Below are 16091 nucleotides of genomic sequence, written 5' to 3' on the forward strand. Positions count from 1 at the left end.
ATCAAGCCTGACCGCCCGGAGCGGGTGGGCTTCCCCGGAAAACCCCCACGACGGCGAGATCAAGGCCGCCCCAACCCCCGGTACTCCCAGCCCGCCTGCGTCCACAGTGCCGAGTCGAGGCAGTTGCGTGCGTCGATCACCCGGCGCCCGGCGACCAGGTCGCCGAGGAGGCTCGGGTCGGCGTTGCGGAATTCCGCCCACTCGGTGAGCACGCAGACCAGGTCGGCGTCGGCGACCGCCTCGTTGATGCCGGGTTCGTAGGTCAGCTCCGGCACCGCCCGGCGGGCGTTCTCCATGCCCTGCGGGTCGTGGACGTGCACGTCGGCGCCGGCCTTGTGCAGTAGCGCGGCGACGGCGAGGGCGGGCGCGTCGCGTACGTCGTCGGTGTTGGGTTTGAAGGTCGCGCCGAGCACCGCGATGCGGGTGCCGGACAGGTCCGGGCCGGCCGGGCCGGACCGGCGGCCGAGCAGTTCGGCGGCGAGGTGGAGCACCCGGGTGCGGCGGCGCAGGTTGATCAGGTCGACCTCGTGGAGGAAGCGGAGTGCTTCGCCGGCGCCGAGTTCCTGGGCGCGGGCCTGGAAGGCGCGGATGTCCTTGGGCAGGCAGGCGCCGCCGAAGCCGAGCCCGGCCTGGAGGAAGCGGTTGCCGATGCGGGGGTCGTACCCGATGGCCCGGGCCAGTTGGGTGACGTCGCCGCCGGCGGCCTCGCAGACCTCGGCCATCGCGTTGATGAAGGAGATCTTGGTGGCCAGGAAGGCGTTCGCGGCGACCTTGACCAGTTCGGCGGTGGCGAAGTCGGTGACCACCATGGGTACCTCGCGGTCCTCGGTGGCGGCCAGGTCGAACAGGCCCTTGTGCGCGGCGTACAGCATGCCGTTGGCCCACTCGCTCTTGACGCCGACCACGATCCGGTTCGGCCGCAGGACGTCGTCGACGGCGAAGCCCTCCTGGAGGAACTCGGGGCTCCACGCCACCTCGACGCCGAGATCGGCCGGGCTGTGCTTGCCGACCAGCTGCTCCACCCATTCGGCGGTGCCGACCGGGACGGTGGACTTGCCGACGATCAGCGCCTTGCGGGTCAGGTGCTGGGCCAGGCTGGTGACCGACGCCTCGACGTACGACAGGTCGGCGCCCATCCCGTCGGCGCGCTGCGGGGTGCCGACGCAGATGAAGTGCACGTCGCCGTGCTCGGCGGTCTCGGCGATGTCGGTGCTGAACCGCAGCCGTCCGGCGGCCAGGTTGCGCCGGAGCAGCTCGTCCAGGCCGGGCTCGTGGATCGGCACCTCGCCGGCGTTCAGCTTCGCGATCTTGTCGGCGTCGACGTCGTAGCCGAGCACCTCGTAACCCAGTTCTGCGTAGCAGATGGCGTAGGTCGCGCCGAGGTAGCCGGTACCGAGAAAGGTCACCCGGGGACGGGAGGCGCCCGACGGGGGTGTCACCGCGGCGATGGCGGGCATCGGCTGGGTGTTCGGGTACGGGATGGTCACGCCTGTCATCTCCGCTCGCACTGGCGCCGCGTGGTCGCGTCGCGTTCCGCTGAGGCACCTGGCGGGGCACCGCAGTGGTGGTCTATGTCTCTGGTCCAATCATCGCCGAGCGGCGTCGGTGCTCCGTCATGGCTGAGCCTACGCGCCGGTAATATCACCTGAGCTGTGGTCGTTATCCTTCAGTCTGCGCGGTGGGCGTCCAGGCGACGCTACCGACTGCGCATGATAGCGGTGAAGGGGAGGGGCCGACATGGCCGCAGAGCAGTCGTTCGACGTGTACCGGTTGCCCGAGGAACACGAGGCGATCCGGGACGCTGTCCGTGAGGTCTGTACAGCGAAGGTGGCTCCACACGCCGCCGAGGCCGATGAGACCGGCGAGTTTCCCAAGGCGTCGTACGACGCCCTGCGCGCCGCCGATTTCCACGCGCCACACATCCCGGTGGAGTACGGCGGCGCCGGGGCGGACGCGCTGGCCACCGCCATCGTGATCGAGGAGGTGGCCCGGGCCTGCGCTTCGTCCTCGCTCATCCCGGCGGTCAACAAGCTCGGCACCATGCCGCTGCTGCTGGCCGGCGCCGAGGAACTCAAGCGGCGCTACCTGGTTCCGGTCGCCGCCGGGGAGGCCATGTTCTCGTACTGCCTCTCCGAGCCGGAGGCCGGCAGCGACGCGGTGTCGATGACCACCCGGGCGGTACGCGACGGCGACCACTGGGTGCTCAACGGCGTGAAGCGGTGGATCACCAACGCCGGGGTCTCCGAGTTCTACACCGTCTTCGCCGTCACCGACCCGGGTGCGCGGTCCCGAGGGATCTCCGCCTTCGTGGTCGAGAAGTCCGATCCGGGCGTCAGCTTCGGTGCGCCGGAGAAGAAGCTCGGCATCAAGGGCTCCCCGACCCGCGAGGTCTACCTGGACAACGTCCGGATCCCGGCGGACCGGATGATCGGCGCCGAGGGCAGCGGTTTCGCCACCGCGATGAAGACCCTGGACCACACCCGGGTCACCATCGCCGCGCAGGCCGTCGGCATCGCGCAGGGCGCGCTCGACTACGCCAAGGGGTACGTCGCCGAGCGCAAGCAGTTCGGCAAGGCGGTCGCCGAGTTCCAGGGCGTGCAGTTCATGCTCGCCGACATGGGCATGAAGCTGGAGGCGGCCCGGCAGTTGACGTACGCCGCGGCCGGCCGGTCCGAGCGCGGCGACGCCGATCTGACCTACTTCGGCGCGGCGGCCAAGTGCTTCGCCTCCGACGCCGCGATGGAGATCACCACTGACGCGGTGCAGTTGCTCGGCGGCTACGGGTACACGCGGGACTATCCGGTCGAGCGGATGATGCGTGATGCCAAGATCACCCAGATCTACGAGGGCACCAACCAGGTGCAGCGCATCGTGATGGCCCGCCAGTTGCTCAAGGGCTGACGGGGTTCAGGACGACCCGGTTCGCGGGCAGGCCGGGTTCCGGGAGTGGCACCACCGCTGCCCCGCCCGGCGGTCTGCGGCCGGGCGGGGTGGGCGAGGTGGCGTGCGGTCAGTTGACGGCGTCGTCCCGCCGGGGCAGGCTGCCCGGCGGGGCCGACCACGGCGAAGCGCCGCTGGTGCGGCGCGGCAGCGGCTCGGTCGGCGTCGGGTCCGACTCCGGGTAGCCCAGGCTCAGCGGGGTGGTGTCCTGTTCCGCCGAGGCTGGTGGCCACTCGGTCAGGGCCGGATCCTGGGGCGCTGCCTCCGCCGCCGACACCGGCGCGGCGGCCGGTCGGGGCCAGCGCCGCCAGCGCTGCCCGCTGAACGTCGCCATCAGCAACAGCACGCCGATCAGGAAGAGCGTTCCGTTCTCCACCGGCAGTCGCAGCGGCAGTGGGTCGCCGAGGAACTCCCAGCCGTCCGGGATGCGCTGGCGGACCCGAAACGGCGAGACGAACAGCCCGACGTACGGTGTGACCAGCAGTAGCCCGGCCACCAGCGGACCGAGCGGCGAGATGCGCAGCGTGCCGAGCAGGCCCAGCACGATGCCGCCGACGGCGAGATAGACGGCCGGCTCGATGAGGTTGGCCGTGTTGGATGTGCCGATCTCCACCCACCGATCGACGGTGCCGGCCGATCCGTCCTGCCCGAGGGTGACCAGCACCCAGGTGACCGGCGCCACCACCAACCCGGCGAGGAAGCTCCACAGATGTCGCATCCGCGCACCGTACCGTTTCCGGCATGACCGAGCACCCTTCCGCCATGCCGGGCAAACCGACGTCGTACTCCCGGGTAACGCTCAGCCGGATCATGACCGCGGTCGACGTGAACCTCTACGGAACCGTGCACGGCGGCGTGCTGATGAAGTTCGTCGACGACGTCGCCGGGGCGGCGGCGGCCCGACACAGCGGAGGTACGGCGGTCACCGCCGCGATCGATGAGATCGTCTTCTCCGAGGCGGTCCGGGTGGGTGACCTGGTGCACGCGTACGCCCAGGTGAACTGGACCGGGCAGACCTCGATGGAGGCCGGCGTACGGGTGATGGCCGAGCGCTGGGACTCGGCCGAGGAGGCGCCCGTGCGGGTGGCCACCGCGTACCTCGTCTTCGTCGGCGTGGAGGTGGGCGGCGCGCCGCGGCCGGTGCGGCCGGTGCTGCCGGAGACACCGGAGGACGAACGCCGCTGGCGGGAGGCGGAGATCCGCCGCGAGCACCGGCTGGCCCGCCGCCGCGCCATCCAGGCGGCTCGGCGTGAGCCGCGTTAAGAGGGGGCCCTTTTACTACCGCAGGCGTTAAGAAGGGGCCCTTCCTTGCTTCTTATGTGGGCCGGGCACATGCGCTGGCCGGGGTCGGGTGTGGAGAATGGCGCTTCGAGGTAGGGCAGGATGGCGCCGCGGCCCACCGCACAGCGCCGTGCCGGGCCTGGGGAGGAATGGACCAGTGACTGACGTGCTGTGGACGCCACCGGCGGACGTGCTCCAGCGGTCGCGGATCGGGGCGTACCTGCGCTGGCTGGCCGAGCATCGCGGGCTCCAGTTCGCCGACTACGACGCGCTGTGGCGCTGGTCGGTCACCGACCCGGACGCCTTCTGGCGCTCGATCTGGGACCACTTCGACGTCGTCGCGCACACCCCGCCGACCGCCACCCTCGTCGAGCGTGCCATGCCCGGCGCCCGATGGTTCCCCGGCGCCACGCTCAACTACGCCGAGAACGTGCTGCGGATGCCCGGCAAGGCCGACGACGCCCCGGTGGTCATCGCGCACGGGCAGACCCGCGAGCCGGTGGTGCTCACCGCCGCGCAGCTGCGCGAGCAGGTCCGCCGGGTGGCCGCCGGGCTGCGCCGGCTCGGCGTCACCTCCGGGGACCGGGTGGCCGCGTACGCGCCGAACATCCCCGAGACGTACGTGCTGCTGCTCGCCACGGCCAGCCTCGGCGCCGTCTTCTCCTCCTGCGCGCCCGAGTTCGGCACCCGCAGCGTCACCGACCGCTGGCAGCAGATCGAGCCGAAGGTGCTGGTGGCGGTGGACGGTTACCGCTACGGCGACAAGCCGGTGGACCGGCGTGCCGAGGTGGCCGCGATCCGGGCCGCGCTGCCCTCGCTGCGGCACACCGTCGCCATCGGCTACCTCGACCCGGATGCTCCGGCACCGGACGGCGCACTGGCCTGGACGGAACTGGCCGCGGAGACCGACGAGCCGACGAGCTTCGCTCCGGTGCCGTTCGACCACCCGCTCTACGTGCTCTACTCCTCCGGCACCACCGGGCTGCCCAAACCGATCGTGCACGGTCACGGCGGCATCCTGCTGGAGCACCTGAAGATGCTCGCCCTGCACCACGATCTCGGGCCCGCCGACCGGTTCTTCTGGTTCACCACCACCGGCTGGATGATGTGGAACTTCCTGGTCTCCGCTCCGGCGGTGGGCGCGGCGATCGTGCTCTTCGACGGCAACCCGGGCCATCCCGACCTGGGCACGCTGTGGCGGTTGGCCGAGCAGACCGGCGCCACGTACCTCGGCACCTCCGCGCCCTTCCTGCTGGCCTGCCGCAAGGCCGGCCTGGTGCCGCGGGAGATCGCCGACCTGTCCGCGCTGCGCGGGCTCGGCTCCACCGGCGCGCCGCTGCCCGCCGAGGGTTTCACCTGGGTGTACGACGCGGTCGGCAGCGACCTGCAACTCCAGTCGCTCTCCGGCGGCACCGACGTGTGCACCGGGTTCGTCGGCGGGGTGCCACTGCTGCCCGTGCACGCCGGGGAGATCACCTGCCGGGCGCTCGGTGCCAAGGTGGAGGCCCGGTCACCCGACGGCACTCCCGTCATCGGTGAGCTGGGTGAGCTGGTGATCACCGAGCCGATGCCGAGCATGCCGGTGGGCTTCTGGAACGACCCGGACGGTGTGCGCTATCGAGAGGCGTACTTCGACGTCTACCCCGGGGTGTGGCGGCACGGTGACTGGATCACCATCAACTCGCGGGGCGGTTGTGTGATCACCGGCCGCTCCGACGCCACCCTGAACCGCGGCGGCGTGCGGTTGGGCACCGCCGAGTTCTACTCGGTGGTGGAGGGGCTGGACGAGGTCGTCGACTCGGTGGTGGTGCACCTGGAGGACGACCAGGGTGGCGCCGGTGAGCTGCTGCTGTTCGTGGTGCTCGCCGAGGGGCTGGCTCTCGACGACGAGTTGCGCCGGAAGATCTGCCGCGAGCTGCGTACCGCCCTGTCTCCCCGGCACGTTCCCGACGAGATCCACCAGGTCGGGGCCGTCCCGCGTACGTTGTCGGCCAAGAAGCTGGAGGTCCCGGTCAAGAAGATCCTCACCGGCACCCCCGTCGACCAGGCCGCTGCCAAGGGCGCCCTGGCCAACCCCGAGTCCCTCACGGCCTTCGCCGCCCTGGCCCACCACCGCACCCCCGCTGGCCCCTGACCGTGTTGATCATGAGGTTAGCGGCAGTTAAAGAGATCAACTTCGCCGCTAACCTCATGATCAACCGGGTTGATGGCGGGTCAGGGGAGGGTGTGGGTGGTTCGCTCCGTTGAGCGGCGGGTGGGGAGACGGGCCGGGTCGGGGTGGGCGGTGAGGACCAGGCTGGCGCGGGCGGTGAGCGGAGCCAGGAGCCAGTCGACGGGGTCGGGCAGGGCGTCCACGTCGATCAGGAGGCGGCCGCCCGGGGTGATGCCCAGGTCGGTGGCGCGGGCGGTCGCGCGGGCCCGCAGCGCCGCATGGGTCGGGCCACCCGAGGGGTACGCCCCGAAGTGGTCGCCGTGCGCGCGTACCTCGGTCACGTAGTCGGCGAAGCCGGCCGGCGCCTCCCGCAGCGGCAGCGCGAACGGGTGCAGTGCGAGGGCGTACCGGTCGCCGGCCGGCCAGGCCTCCGCTTCGGCGACCCGGTCGACGGCGGCGAAGAGCACGTCCACGTCGCCCGGCTGGTCGGTCACCGTCAGCCCGGCCGACCAGCAGCCCAGCAGCACCGCGGCGGTCTGCCAGTGCGGCGGGAGCAGCACGGCGGCGGTGTCGCCGGGGCCGAGGCCCAACTCGTCGACGAGCAGGTTGGCGGTCTTGGCCACCCAGTTCGCCAGAGTCGCGCCGGAGAGTTCGGTGCGCTCGCCGGTGGCGTCGTCGTACCAGGTCAGCAGGGGGCGGGCCGGGTCGGCCGCGATCGTGTCGGCGAGGACCCGGGCAATGTTGTCGGCCATCGGCGCGAACGATACGCGTTCGGCGACGTATCCGATGACAGCGACAAGTCTGCGTACCGTCGGGTCGCAGTCAGCGTCCGCATCCGGCTCCGGCGTAGGCTTGCCTGGAGTGTTCTTCCCCACAGTCCGCCGCCGCAAGGAGTCGCCCAGTGACCGCCGGTCGCCCGCCCCGCGTGCTCATCGACGCCACGAGTGTCCCCGCCGACCGTGGCGGCGCCGGTAGATACGTCGATGGCCTGCTCGGCGCCCTCGGCAAGGTGTGCGGGTCGGCGGTGGACCTGGTCGTCGTCAGTCTCCGCACCGATCTGGAGCGCTACCGCAGGATGTTGCCCGGCGCGGAGATCGTCCCCGCGCCCGCCGCCGTCGCGCACCGGCCCGCCCGGCTCGCCTGGGAGCAGACCGGCCTGCCGCTGCTCGCTCAGCAGGTCGGGGCAGAGGTGCTGCACTCACCGTTCTACACCTGCCCGTTGCGGGCCGGGTGCCCGGTCACGGTGACCGTGCACGACGCGACCTTCTTCACCGAGCCGGAGCACTACGACAAGTCCCGTCGGACGTTCTTCCGCAGCGCCATCAAGACCTCGCTGCGCCGCGCCGGCCGGGTGATCGTGCCGAGCAAGGCGACCCGGGACGAGTTGATCCGGCTGCTCGACGCCGACCCGACCCGGATCGACGTCGCGTACCACGGCGTCGACCACACCGCCTTCCACGCCCCCGGCGACGAGGAGAAGGCCCGGGTACGCGCCCGCCTCGGCCTCGGCGACGGCAGCTACGTCGCGTTCCTCGGTGCCAAGGAACCGCGCAAGAACGTACCGAACCTGATCCGGGGCTGGGCCCGGGCGGTGGCCGACCGGCAGGATCCGCCCGCGCTGGTCATCGCCGGCGGTCAGGGGCACGACGACGACATCGACCGGGCGGTGGCCGTGGTGCCGCCGCACCTGCGGCTGCTGCGCCCCGGCTATCTGCGCTACGCGGACCTGCCCGGATTCCTGGGTGGCGCCCTGGTCGCCGCCTACCCGTCGTACGGGGAGGGCTTCGGCCTGCCGATCCTGGAGGCGATGGCGTGCGCGGCCCCGGTGCTCACCACGCCCCGGCTCTCGCTGCCCGAGGTGGGTGGCGACGCGGTCGCGTACACCAGCGAGGACCCGGACCAGATCGCCGCCGACCTGGCCGCACTGCTCGACGACGAGCCACGCCGGCTGTCGCTGGCCAAGGCCGGATTCGACCGGGCCAAGGACTTCACCTGGGAGTCCAGCGCCGAGGTGCACATCGCCGCGTGGTCCCGGGCCAGAGCGTGACGCCGCAACCGAGGCGTCCGCTCCGGGCGGTTCGGGCATGATGTCCTGGTGATCTATGTCGTCATTCCGGCGGGTGGCAGCGGCACAAGGTTGTGGCCGCTGTCCCGTGCCAGCCATCCCAAGTTTCTCCATCCGTTCACCGGCACGTCCGCCTCGCTGCTCCAGGCGACGGTGCAGCGGGCGGCGCCGCTGACCACCCCGGAGCGCACCATGGTGGTCACCGGTGCGGCCCACGCCGCAGCCGTGGCCCGCCAGTTGACCGGCCTGCCGGAGGAGAACATCCTGGTCGAGCCCTCGCCACGGGATTCCTGCGCCGCCATCGCGCTGGCCGCGGCGGTGATCGCCGTACGGGATCCGGACGCCGTCATGGGCTCGTTCGCCGCCGACCACCTGATCGGCGACCCGCAGCGGTGGGCGGACACGGTCCGGGAGGCGGTCCGCGGTGCCGAGCAAGGGCTGCTGATGACCGTCGGAATCACCCCGACCCGGCCGGAGACCGGGTACGGGTACCTCCAGACCGGCGAACCGGTCGGCGACGGCCCGATGTGCCCGGTCGTCGAGTTCAAGGAGAAGCCGACCGCCGAGGTGGCCGAGGCGTACCTGCGCTCCGGCCGGTACCTCTGGAACGCCGGCATGTTCGTCTGGCGGGTGTCGGCGTTCCTCGCCGAAATGGCCCGCCAGCAGCCCGCCCTGCACACCGGCGTCACCGCGATCGCCGCGGCCTGGGGCACCGACGAGCAGGACGACGTGCTCGGCGCGGTCTGGCCGACGCTGCCGAAGATCTCGGTCGACTACGCGGTGATGGAGGGCGCGGCCAGCGCCGGCCGGGTGGCGACGGTGCCGGGCGACTTCCGTTGGAACGACGTGGGTGACTTCCACACGCTCGGGGAGGTGCTGCCGGCGGATGCCGACGGCAACGTGCTGCTCGGGGGAGACACCAAGGCCGAGGTGCTGCTGCACGACAGCAGCGGCGTGGTGGTCGTACCGCAGTCCGGGCGGCTGGTGGCCGGCGTCGGCGTACGGGATCTCATCGTGGTCGACACACCGGACGCGTTGCTGGTCTGCCCCCGCGACCGTGCCCAGGACGTCAAGGCGATCGTGGACGAGCTCAAGGCGCGGGGTGAGGAGAAGCTCGTCTGAAGGCGGCCAGCCCGGGTGCGACGAGCCGGGCGGTCCCGCCGGCCAGCGGGTCCGGCAGCCGGTCGGGCGGGAACCAGCCCAGCGCCTCGGACTCCGGGCTGACCCGCTCCACCGCGCCGGCCGGCGCGACGACGGCGAAGCGGACGTCGTAGTGCAGCGACCCGCCCTGGCAGCGCACCGGGTGCACGTCCACGTCGATCGGCACCGGGTCCACCCGCAGGCCGGCGATGCCGGACTCCTCGGTCGCCTCGCGCAGCGCGGCTCCGGCCAGGGTCCGGTCGCCCGGCTCGCAGTGCCCGCCGAGCTGCACCCACTTCTGGAACTTGCAGTGCAGGCAGAGCAGCACCCGGGAACCGGTCGCGTCGAAGACCAGCGCGCTGGCGGTGACGTGACCGGCCCGGTGCTCGCGGCTCATCGCCGCCGGCCCGGCGGCCAGCAGGTCGAGGGTGCGGTCCCGGGCGGTAGCGGCCTCCGCCCCGGTGGGCTCCCACCGGCTCAGCGCCGACACCGCGTCGGCGTGCAGCAACGGCCAGGCTCCGCCGCCGATGTTAGAAGGGGGCCCTTTTAGTACACGAGGCGTTAACAAGGGGCCCTTCCTTTCACGTCAGCTCAGAGGGCGAGGGCGGCGGCGGCGGTGGTGGCGGCGGGTGGGGGGAGTAGTTGGGAGGGGACGTTCTGCGCCGCGAGGGCGGTCCGCAGGCGCTGGACGTCGGCGCCGAAGCGGACCAGCTGGGCCTGCCCGGCCGGGGTGGGTGGGGAGCAGAGCACCAGCGCGGTGGCCTCGGCCGGCCAGCCGGGCACCGTGGCGACCAGGCCGGCGCGTACGTCGTCGTCGGTGACCGGAATGAAGACCGTGCCGGGCGCGACCACGTCGGCGACCGAGGCGATCGCCCGGCGTACCGTCTCCGGGTCGGGTGGGGTGCTGCCCGGCTGGTCCGGCAGGGTGGCGGCGGCGACGAACCCGGCCGCCCTCGCCTCGGCGGTGCCGAGCGAGAACAGGTCCATCGAGGCGTCCCGGACCAGGACCCCCGCCCCTTCGCCGTCCCCGGGCAGCGGTGCGGTCAGGTAGCCCCGGATCACCGCCACCGGCATCTGGTCGCACTTGCCCTTGATCAGTTCGCCGGCGGCGGCCAGCTCGTCGACCACCGCCATCTGGGTCAGCACCAGCTCGTTGCCGTACGGGTCGATCTCGCCCCGGTGGTCGCGGATGGCATCCATCCCGGCGACGCCGAGGGCCACGTCGGTGAGCCCGTTGCGCCAGGGCCGGCCCATGGTGTCGCTGACGACCACCGCCACGTCCACGCCGTACCGCTCCCGCAGCCCGGCCCGCAGCGCCCGGGCCGAGGCGTCCGGGTCCTCGGGGAGCAGCACCAGCCGGGTCTTGTCGACGTTGGAGGCGTCGATGCCGGCGGAGGCCATCACGAAGCCGTGCCGGGTCTGCACGATCCGGGTCGTGCCCCGGGCCGCCACCACCCGCACGGTCTCCGCCGCCAGCACCTCGTCCCGAGCGGCCTGCCGTTCCGGGCCGTCGGCCGGGACGTCCACCAGACGCCCCTCCGCCTTGGAGACGATCTTGCTGGTCACCACCAGCACGTCGCCGTCGCGTAGCCAGGGCGCCGCGCCGCCGATCAGCGCTGCCAGGTCGTCGCCCTCGGCCACGTGGCCGATGCCGGGCACCGGCAGGATCTCGAGTCTCACATCAGCTCCACCGCGGCGCGGACCATCGCCGCCGTCGCCGCCTCGTCGGTCATCCGCAGCGGCACCGCACGCACGGTCACGTCCGGCACCAGGGTTTCCGCATCCTCCTCGGCGACCAGCCAGCCGTCGAGCAGGCCGCCGGTGGCCCGGCTGCCGTACAGTCCGCCGACCCCGGCGGCGCTGCACTCGACCCCGACCACCGCCAGGCAACGGTCCGCCATGCCCCGCACCGGCGCACCGCCGATGATCGGCGAGACGCCCACCACCCGGGCCGGACCGTCGGTCACCGCCTCCCGCAGCCCGGGCACGGCCAGGATCGGCGCGATGCTGACCACCGGGTTGCTCGGCGCGACCAGCAGCACGTCGGCCGCGCCGATCGCCTCCGTCACGCCGGGTGCCGGCTCGGCCGTATCCGCACCGACGAAGACGAACTGGTGGGTCGGCAGTTGCGCTCGGTGTCGCACCCACCACTCCTGGAAGTGGATCGCCCGCCGCGCACCGTCGAGGTCGGTGATCGCGTGCGTCTCCAGGCGGTCGTCGGTCGCCGGCAGCAGGCGTACGCCGGGCTGCCAGCGCGTCGCCAGCGCCTCGGTGACCTGGTGCAGCGGATAGCCCGCGTCCAGCATCGTGGTGCGGACCAGGTGGGTGGCGAGATCCCGGTCGCCCAGCCCGAACCAGCTCGGCTCGGCCCCGTACGCGGCCAGTTCGGCCTTGACCGTCCAGCTCTCGTCGACCCGTCCCCAGCCCCGCTCCGGGTCGGCACCCCCGCCCAGGGTGTACATGACGCTGTCCAGGTCGGGGCAGACCCGGAGCCCGTGCAGGCGCAGGTCGTCGCCGACGTTGACCACCGCGGTCACCTCGGCACCCACGGCCCGCGCGTACGCGCGTACGCCCAGCAGGAACCGGGCACCGCCGACGCCCCCGGTCAGAACCACGATCCGCATCCGCCCATCCTCGCCTACGTGACGCCTTCGGCGGCGCGTCGCACGGGGAGACTAGGCTCACGTTGGCATCTGTCCGCTTTCGCCCTCAGGGAGAGTACGTGACCAGCCCCGCCGAGTCCCCGCCCAGCGACCCGACCCAGGCCAGTCAGGCGACCCGGCCGTTGCGGGAACTGGCCGCCATCGTGCTGCTGGGGGCGAACGCCGTTCTCCTCTTCGTCGGCCTGATCCGGCTGGTGACGCCGCAGGGCGCCTACAGCACGCTGACCAGTCGTGCCGGCGCCGCGTCCGCCGTCTTCATCGGGCTGGAGGCGATCGTCCTGCCGGTCCTGGCCGTGCTGCTGGCGACCCACCTGGCGCCGGTCGTGTCGAGGGCGAAACTGATCACTCAGGTGGCGCTCGGCCAGTACGCGGTCAGCGCGGTACTCGGCGGGCTGACCCTGCTGGTCTGGTTGGTCGGCCGGCTGGCCGAGGGCCAGCTGTTCGAGGCCGCCACGGGCATGCTCGCCCGGGTCGCCTGGGTGGCCTTGTTCGCGGTGGCCGGCTACCTGGTGTGGAGCGTCTGGCAGCGGCTCTACCACGTGCCCCGGCCCAAGCCGGAGCCGGGCCTGTACGGCACCCCGCAACCGGGCTGGCAGGGCGGCCCGGCGCAGCCCGGCTGGGGCCAGCCCGGCGCTTACGGCGGCAGCGTCCAGCCCGGTGGCTACGGTGGCGCCGCCCAGCCCGGTGGCTACGGCGGCAGCGTTCAGCCCGGTGGTCATGGCGGCACCGGCGCGCCCGGCGCTTACGGTGGCACCGGCCAGGCCGGCTATCCGGGCGGCGGTTGGTCGGCGACCGATCAGTCGGGCGGGTGGTCGGAGAGTGGCCAACCCGCTGGTCACCCGGGTGGGGGGCAGCCCGGCGGTGACTCGGGTGGCGACCAGTCGGGTTGGCCGGTAACCGGCGGGCCGTCCTCGTCGCCGCACACCTGGCCGCCGCACGGCCAGCCGGCGGTGCCGCCGCAGCCGTCAGCACCAGCCACGCCGCAGCCGTCAGCACCGGCCACGCCGCAGCCGTCAGCACCGGCCGCGTCGCAACCGTCGGCACCGGCCGCGCCGCCGTTCGGGCAGCCGGCCTCGGCCGACCCGACCCAGGCCATCCCGCGTCAGGGTGCCGAGCCGACCCAGCCGGTACCGCGCGTCGACGGCGACGCCACCCAGCGCATCGACCCGAGCTGACCAGGCAGTCCCGTATCGGGACGGTCGCGCACGGGCCGACCGTGGGCCGGGCGGTAGCGCCTAGGCTGGACGGATGGTTGATCGGAGCGAGCCGGCGCTGAACGAGGCAGGTGTGCGGCGGGCGTTGCACCGGGCCGCCACCGGGCGGGCGATCGACGTCGGCGAGGCGTCGGCACTGCTGACCGCCCGGGGCGCGGCACTGGACCGGCTGTTTGACATCGCCGGGGCGATCCGTGACGCCGGCCTGCGGGACGCTGGTCGGCCGGGCGTGGTGACGTACTCCAAGAAGGTCTTCATCCCGCTGACCCGGCTCTGCCGGGACCGCTGCCACTACTGCACGTTCGCCACCGTGCCGCACCGGTTGCCGGCGGCCTTCCTCGACCGCGACGAGGTCCTCGCCATCGCCCGCGCCGGCGCGGCGCAGGGCTGCAAGGAGGCGCTGTTCACCCTCGGCGACCGGCCCGAGGAACGCTGGCCGGCGGCCCGGCGGTGGCTGGACGAGCGGGGCTACGAGTCCACCCTGGACTATCTGCGCGCCTGCGCGGTCGCGGTGCTGGAGGAGACCGGCCTGCTGCCGCACCTGAACCCGGGGGTGCTCTCCTGGTCGGAGCTGCACCGGCTCAAGCCGGTCGCGCCCAGCATGGGCATGATGCTGGAGACCACCGCGACCCGATTGTGGTCCGAGCCGGGCGGCCCACACTACGGCTCACCGGACAAGGAACCGGCGGTGCGGTTGCGGGTGCTCGACGACGCCGGCCGGGTCGGCGTCCCGTTCACCACGGGCATCCTGATCGGCATCGGGGAGACCCATGCCGAGCGGGTGGACGCGATCTTCGCGATCCGGCGGACCATGCGGGAGTACGGCCACCTCCAGGAGGTGATCGTGCAGAACTTCCGGGCCAAGCCGGACACCGCGATGCGCGGGATGCCCGACGCCGAGCTGCACGACCTCGCCGCCACCGTGGCGGTGGCCCGGGTGCTGCTCGGTCCGAAGGCCCGCATCCAGGCGCCACCGAACCTGATCGCCGGCGAGTACGACCTGCTGCTGCGGGCCGGCATCGACGACTGGGGCGGGGTCTCCCCGGTGACCCCGGACCACGTCAACCCGGAGCGCCCCTGGCCGCAGCTCGACGAGTTGGCGGCACGTACCGCCGCGGCGGGGTTCACGCTGCGCGAGCGGCTGACCGTCTACCCGGAGTACGTCCGGGCCGGCGAGCCCTGGCTGGATCCGCGCCTGCTGCCGCACGTCGGTGCGCTGGCCGATCCGGAGACCGGGTTGGCGGTGGAGTCGGCCCGGCCGGTGGGCCGGCCGTGGCAGGAGCCCGACGAGACGTACGGCGGACGCACCGACCTGCACGTCACCATCGACACCACCGGGCGTACGGAGGATCGGCGGGGCGACTTCGACCACGTCTACGGCGACTGGTCCGAGGTCGCCGGGAAGGTCGGCCGGCAGGCGACGGTAGGGGCTGGCGACGCCGACCTGCGGGCCGGTCTGCGGCTGGCCGCCGAGGACCCGGCGGCGCTGCTCGAACCCCGGCACGCCGACGCCGCGCTGGCGCTGTTCGCCGCCGACGGCCCGGCGCTGGACGAGCTGTGCCGCACGGCCGACGAGCTGCGCCGGGACGCCGTCGGCGACGACGTCACCTACGTGGTGAACCGCAATATCAACTTCAGCAACGTGTGCTACGTGGGCTGCCGGTTCTGCGCCTTCGCCCAGCGGGAACGCGACGCCGACGCGTACCGGCTGTCGGTGGAGCAGGTCGCCGACCGGGCCGAGGAGGCGTGGGCGGCCGGTGCCGGCGAGGTCTGCCTCCAGGGCGGCATCGACCCGAAGCTGCCGGTGACCGTCTACGCCGAGCTGGTCCGCGCGATCAAGGCGCGGGTGCCGCAGATGCACGTGCACGCCTTCTCACCCATGGAGATCGTCACCGCCGCGGCCAAGGCCGGCGTGTCGGTACGGGAGTGGTTGAGCGGGCTGCGCGACGCGGGTCTGGACACCATCCCGGGCACCGCGGCGGAGATCCTCGACGACGAGGTGCGCTGGGTGCTGACCAAGGGCAAGCTGCCGACCGCCGCCTGGGTCGAGGTGGTCAGCACGGCCCACGAGCTGGGCATCCGGTCCAGTTCCACCATGATGTACGGCCACGTGGACCATCCGGGGCAGTGGCTGGCGCACTTCCGGGTGCTGGCCGGCGTGCAGGACCGCACCGGCGGGTTCACCGAGTTCGTGGCGTTGCCGTTCGTGCACACCAACGCCCCGATCTACCTCGCTGGCATCGCCCGGCCCGGTCCGACCTGGCGGGAGAACCGGGCGGTGCATGCGATGGCCCGGGTGCTGCTGCACGGTCGGATCGACAACATCCAGTGCTCCTGGGTGAAGCTGGGCGACGAGGGCGCCGTCGAGCTGCTGCGCAGCGGCTGCAACGACCTGGGCGGCACGTTGATGGAGGAGACCATCTCGCGGATGGCGGGTTCGGACAACGGGTCGGCGCGTACCGAGGAGCAGCTTCGCGCGATCGCGGCGGCGGCGGGCCGGCCGGCGCGTAGGCGGACGACTGCGTACGGTCACGTCGGCGCGTAGCGTCGAACCTTCGCCGGACGGCAGCCGTACCTGTCGATGCCGGCGGCGGTAGCGGCGAGGACCACCGCCGGCACCCCTCGCGGGGGCCGCC

At 72.7% G+C, this 16091-nt stretch carries 13 protein-coding genes; 7 read left to right on the forward strand and 6 right to left on the reverse strand.

Annotation, left to right across the window (positions count from 1 at the left end; genetic code table 11):
* Positions 1–59 precede the first annotated feature (59 nt).
* A complete protein-coding gene (locus IEY61_RS00445; protein WP_189040202.1) occupies positions 60–1487 on the reverse strand; it encodes a UDP-glucose dehydrogenase family protein in 1428 nt (475 codons plus the stop codon).
* A gap of 250 nt (positions 1488–1737) precedes the next feature.
* Between IEY61_RS00445 and IEY61_RS00450 the strand changes: the two genes are divergently transcribed.
* Positions 1738–2901 (forward strand): acyl-CoA dehydrogenase family protein, encoded by a 1164-nt coding sequence (locus tag IEY61_RS00450; RefSeq protein WP_189040203.1) that lies wholly within the window; start codon positions 1738–1740, stop codon positions 2899–2901.
* A gap of 109 nt (positions 2902–3010) precedes the next feature.
* On the opposite strand, the gene IEY61_RS00455 is transcribed toward IEY61_RS00450, so the two are convergent.
* The gene (locus IEY61_RS00455; protein WP_189040204.1) at positions 3011–3658 is read right to left on the reverse strand and encodes a hypothetical protein; all 648 of its coding nucleotides are present in this window, start codon (positions 3656–3658) and stop codon (positions 3011–3013) included.
* 23 nt (positions 3659–3681) lie between these two features.
* Here IEY61_RS00455 and IEY61_RS00460 point away from each other — a divergent pair, with 23 nt between their 5' ends.
* The gene (locus IEY61_RS00460) at positions 3682–4203 is read left to right on the forward strand and encodes an acyl-CoA thioesterase (RefSeq protein WP_189040205.1); all 522 of its coding nucleotides are present in this window, start codon (positions 3682–3684) and stop codon (positions 4201–4203) included.
* Between the two features lie 175 nt (positions 4204–4378).
* Positions 4379–6355: an acetoacetate--CoA ligase gene (locus IEY61_RS00465; protein WP_189040206.1), complete on the forward strand. Its 1977-nt coding sequence runs from the start codon at positions 4379–4381 to the stop codon at positions 6353–6355.
* An 80-nt stretch (positions 6356–6435) separates the two neighbouring features.
* On the opposite strand, the gene IEY61_RS00470 is transcribed toward IEY61_RS00465, so the two are convergent.
* A complete protein-coding gene (locus IEY61_RS00470) occupies positions 6436–7125 on the reverse strand; it encodes a TIGR03089 family protein (RefSeq protein ID WP_189040207.1) in 690 nt (229 codons plus the stop codon).
* Between the two features lie 149 nt (positions 7126–7274).
* Here IEY61_RS00470 and IEY61_RS00475 point away from each other — a divergent pair, with 149 nt between their 5' ends.
* The gene (locus IEY61_RS00475) at positions 7275–8420 is read left to right on the forward strand and encodes a glycosyltransferase family 4 protein (protein WP_189040208.1); all 1146 of its coding nucleotides are present in this window, start codon (positions 7275–7277) and stop codon (positions 8418–8420) included.
* 48 nt (positions 8421–8468) lie between these two features.
* Positions 8469–9560, forward strand: coding sequence for a mannose-1-phosphate guanylyltransferase (locus IEY61_RS00480; RefSeq protein ID WP_189040209.1), 1092 nt, complete (start codon positions 8469–8471; stop codon positions 9558–9560).
* Here IEY61_RS00480 and IEY61_RS00485 read toward each other — a convergent pair.
* Genes IEY61_RS00485 through cofD form a run of 3 tightly spaced genes read right to left on the reverse strand, consistent with a single transcriptional unit; the run spans position 9529 to position 12202 of the window.
* Entirely contained in the window at positions 9529–10146 is a 618-nt protein-coding gene (locus IEY61_RS00485) for an NUDIX hydrolase (RefSeq protein WP_189040210.1), read from the reverse strand. The genes IEY61_RS00480 and IEY61_RS00485 overlap by 32 nt on opposite strands.
* A gap of 23 nt (positions 10147–10169) precedes the next feature.
* The gene (locus IEY61_RS00490) at positions 10170–11258 is read right to left on the reverse strand and encodes a coenzyme F420-0:L-glutamate ligase (protein ID WP_189040211.1); all 1089 of its coding nucleotides are present in this window, start codon (positions 11256–11258) and stop codon (positions 10170–10172) included.
* Complete coding sequence (gene cofD / locus IEY61_RS00495; RefSeq protein ID WP_189040212.1) at positions 11255–12202, reverse strand: 2-phospho-L-lactate transferase; 948 nt, start codon at positions 12200–12202, stop codon at positions 11255–11257. The genes IEY61_RS00490 and cofD overlap by 4 nt, the downstream gene beginning before the upstream one ends.
* A gap of 98 nt (positions 12203–12300) precedes the next feature.
* Between cofD and IEY61_RS00500 the strand changes: the two genes are divergently transcribed.
* Together IEY61_RS00500 and IEY61_RS00505 are read left to right on the forward strand one after the other, a co-directional pair.
* Complete coding sequence (locus tag IEY61_RS00500; protein ID WP_189040213.1) at positions 12301–13416, forward strand: hypothetical protein; 1116 nt, start codon at positions 12301–12303, stop codon at positions 13414–13416.
* A gap of 73 nt (positions 13417–13489) precedes the next feature.
* Positions 13490–16000, forward strand: a complete 2511-nt coding sequence (locus IEY61_RS00505) for a bifunctional FO biosynthesis protein CofGH (RefSeq protein WP_189040214.1) — start codon at positions 13490–13492, stop codon at positions 15998–16000.
* Positions 16001–16091: the final 91 nt, after the last annotated feature.

The sequence above is a fragment of the Micromonospora sonchi genome, assembly GCF_014646235.1.
Taxonomy (GTDB): domain Bacteria; phylum Actinomycetota; class Actinomycetes; order Mycobacteriales; family Micromonosporaceae; genus Micromonospora; species Micromonospora sonchi.

Excerpts from the sequence above, each read along its gene's own strand:
- IEY61_RS00450 (WP_189040203.1), top strand. The coding sequence starts at position 1,738 with ATGGCCGCAGAGCAGTCGTTCGACGTGTACCGGTTGCCCGAGGAACAC.
- IEY61_RS00455 (WP_189040204.1), bottom strand. The coding sequence starts at position 3,658 with ATGCGACATCTGTGGAGCTTCCTCGCCGGGTTGGTGGTGGCGCCGGTC.
- IEY61_RS00460 (WP_189040205.1), top strand. The coding sequence starts at position 3,682 with ATGACCGAGCACCCTTCCGCCATGCCGGGCAAACCGACGTCGTACTCC.
- IEY61_RS00470 (WP_189040207.1), bottom strand. The coding sequence starts at position 7,125 with ATGGCCGACAACATTGCCCGGGTCCTCGCCGACACGATCGCGGCCGAC.
- cofD (WP_189040212.1), bottom strand. The coding sequence starts at position 12,202 with ATGCGGATCGTGGTTCTGACCGGGGGCGTCGGCGGTGCCCGGTTCCTG.
- IEY61_RS00505 (WP_189040214.1), top strand. The coding sequence starts at position 13,490 with ATGGTTGATCGGAGCGAGCCGGCGCTGAACGAGGCAGGTGTGCGGCGG.